2 protein-coding genes are annotated in these 3,421 nt (G+C 65.4%); both read left to right on the top strand.

Going from position 1 to position 3,421, the window contains the following annotated elements; all coding sequences use genetic code 11:
- Nucleotides 1-439 precede the first annotated feature (439 nt).
- On the top strand, nucleotides 440-1,846 hold the full coding sequence (locus IRZ30_RS16530) for an aminomethyl transferase family protein (RefSeq protein ID WP_294086751.1): 1,407 nt from the start codon (nucleotides 440-442) through the stop codon (nucleotides 1,844-1,846).
- A gap of 49 nt (nucleotides 1,847-1,895) precedes the next feature.
- On the top strand, nucleotides 1,896-3,245 hold the full coding sequence (locus tag IRZ30_RS16525) for an ABC transporter substrate-binding protein (RefSeq protein ID WP_294086750.1): 1,350 nt from the start codon (nucleotides 1,896-1,898) through the stop codon (nucleotides 3,243-3,245).
- Nucleotides 3,246-3,421 lie beyond the last annotated feature (176 nt).

Raw genomic sequence — 3,421 nt, 5'->3', positions numbered from 1 at the left:
CGGAATCTCGATGAGCGCGTCCACGGTTCGGCTCACAGGCTCCATCTGCCGAGCACTCCTTTCGCACCGGCCAGTCCATCCCTGCGCGGCCGGGCCCAGCCTGCCCCGCCGACCCGCCAATCCTACCCCGCGCAGGACTGCCGCGTGGCGCGGTCCGGAGTGGTCCGTGAGAAGATCCCGCTCACCGTCATCCACACCCGTAGCCGGTGGTGTGATGATTCCGGTGTCGTGGCACGTACCCGGGGGTTCACCCCTGGGCACGCGCCGACCGTGCCCGCGCAACTAACTCGTCAAACGCCGGTAACTCCCGGGGCCCATGCCGACCGCTTCATCCGATTCGCCGCCGCCTTCGGCATCAGAAACAGGCACCGTTGACGACTCTAACCGCCATTGCTAGCCTACATTAGACGGCAACGCACAACTCACGGAGGTGATCACAATGACCGAACAGGCGCGAACGAGCCTTCAGCAGTTGATCGACTCTGTGCCTAACATCGTTGACCACCTCTATAACCAAAAAATGACGCTGCTCGGGACTTTTCCCGACCTCCCGCCCGAGTTCACCAACTGGCGTGACGAGCAACAATCGTGGCGCCACTCGGTCGCCCTTTTCGATCAGTCCTATCACATGACCAACCTCTACCTGAGCGGGCCGGACATCATCCCGCTCCTCGAGCGTGTGGGAGTGAACACGGTCAAGAACTTCACCCCCGGCCGCGCCAAGCAACTGGTCGCGTGCAGTCCCGAAGGCCATGTCATCGGTGACGGCATCCTCTTCTACCTCGCGGACGGGCGCGTCAAGCTGGTATCGCGTCCCGGGATCAACAACTGGCTGCACTACCATGCCGAGACGGGCGGCTTCGACGTGACGGTCGAGAACGATGTCTGGTCAGTCGCCGACCCCACCCGGCCGAGGACGGCCTACCGCTACGAGCTACAGGGGCCGAACGCGCCCGCACTGCTCGAAGAGCTGAACGGCGGGCCACTGCCGGCGGTCAAGTACTTCCGGATCGGCGAGATGACGATCGCCGGGCGGCGCGTCTACTTCCTCCGCCACGGCATGGCAGGTACCCCCGGGGCTGAGCTATTCGGGCCGTGGGAAGACGGCCCAGCGGTTAAGGCGGCCATCGTCGAGACCGGACAGAAGCACGGACTCCGTCAGGTCGGATCAAAGGCGTATATCACCAGCGGCATTGAGGGCGTGGGCTGGATCCCGTCTCCGGTGCCCGCCGTCTACACGAGCCCCGAGCTCCGCGCCTATCGTGAGTGGCTGCCGGCGACAACCGAGGAAGCGACCGGCTCATTGGGCGGTAGCTTCTATTCCCCACACATTGAGGATTACTACTTCACGCCGTGGGACCTCGGCTACGGGCACCTGATCAAGTTCGACCACGACTTCATCGGCCGCGAAGCGCTGGAGGCACGCGCCAACGACAAGCACCGCGTCAAGGTGACGCTGGTGTGGAACGGTGAAGATGTGACGCGGGCGATCGGCACGATGTTCCAGGAACCGTACGGGGAGCGGGCCAAGTTCATCGACTGGCCGATCCCCCGCTACGCACTCTGGCAGTACGACGCGGTGTGCAACGACCGGGGCGACGTCATTGGGGTCTCCACCACCTGCGGCTACATTTCCAACGCGACGGCGATCCTGTCCCTCGCCGTCGTCGATCCGGAGTACAGCCAGCCCGGCACACAGGTGACGCTTCTATGGGGCGAACCGCGCGGCGGCTCCGAGAAGCCGACGGTCGAGCGGCATACCCAGACCGAGATCCGCGCCACGGTTGCCCCGGTTCCCTACGCCGACCTTGCTCGGGACTACCTTGGGGCAGAGCGTGGGTACTAGGGGTCGGTAAGGACCGCGCTACGAGACAGGCGCGAGTAAGGAGCAGCCTATGGAGCGGTTGATGCGCCGGAGAGACTTCCTCCGTCTCACTGGCGGTGCACTCGGACTGTCAACACTGATCGCAGCTTGCGGTGGTGACAATTCGACTCCAACGCCGGCCGACGGCGGGAACCCCACGCCGACCCCCGATACCTCCGGCGGCACGCCGGTGGCGAGTGCCGCCAGCCCGGTCGCCAGCCCGACAACAGCCGGAGCGGCTACTCCCGCCTCGAGCGCGAGCGGCGAGCCGATCCGCATCGGCGTGCTGCTGACGCTGTCCGGTCCGCAGGGCGTCAATGGCGAGGGAAACCTTCGGGGATTGACCTTGGCTCTCGATCAGGCCGGGATGCAGTTCGGTGGGCGGCCGGTCGAGCTGATCATCGAGGACTCGGCCGGGCAGCCCGAGCAGGCAATCACCAAGACCCGGCAACTCATCGAGCGGGATCGCGTGCACCTCATCGCCGGGATCACGCTGAGCAACGAGGCCGCTGCCGTTCGCGATATCCTGGTTCAGGCCGAGATGCCGACCATCGTCACCAACGCCGGCCTCCAAGCTCTAACCCGCGACCCGGCGATGCGGAGCCCATACATCTTCCGGGTCTCCTTCGCGAACGGTCAGTACGACGCCCCAGCGGCCGACTATGCCTACGAGACGCTGGGCTACCGGCGCATGGTGCTGCACGCGGCTGACTACGCCGCGGGGCACGAGGAGATGGCGGCCTTCCGGAGCCGGTTCGAACGAGCCGGCGGCGAGATCGTGGGCGAAGTGGTCGCGCCGATCGGAACGCAAGACTTCGGGCCCTACCTGCAGCGGATCGAGCAGGCTGCCGCGGACGCCGACGCGGTCTTCGCCTTTCACGGCACGAGCACCGACGCCATTCGGTTCCTGGTGCAATATCAGGAGTTTGGACTCAAGGACGCCATCCCGCTCATCCCCTCCGGTGCGAACGTGGACCAGTCGATCCTCCCCGAGATCGGCGATGCGGCACTGAGTTTGGTGAGCGGAACGCTCTACACCGCCTACAACGACACTCCCGAGAGCCAGGCATTCGTCGAGGCGTTTACGGCGAAGCACGAAGGGATTCTCCCGGGGCTGGTCGACTACGCCGGCTACATCGGTGGGCGTGTTATCGCCGAGGCTCTCTCGGCCATTGACGGGGAGGTCGAAGACAAGGAAGCGCTGCTCCAAGCGCTGAAAGGGGTGGAATTCACCGGTCCGGCCGGTAACTTCCGGTTCCACCCGGAGTCCCAAGGGCCGGTCACGACCATTCTCCTCTGCCGCGTCGAGCAGTTGGATGATGGGACCTACGCGAACATCGTGATCGATCGCGTCCCGGACTTCGACGACCTGTCGTTCTAAGGCCGCTTGGGAACCCAGGGGACCCGATGGCTGAATGGCGGTGCATCTTGCCATCGGGTCCTACCCCACCTAGCGCCGCCGCTTGACGCCGCCTCACCGGACTGCTAGACTCGGCCCTACCGCATCACGCCCGTGTGGCCGTTCGGCCGCCGGGATCTGCGAGAGGCGATCGCGAT

Origin of the sequence: Sphaerobacter sp. (genome assembly GCF_019683595.1) — a bacterium.
Classification (GTDB): Bacteria; Chloroflexota; Chloroflexia; order Thermomicrobiales; family Thermomicrobiaceae; genus Sphaerobacter.
This window is presented reverse-complemented; position numbering and strand designations above follow the sequence as displayed.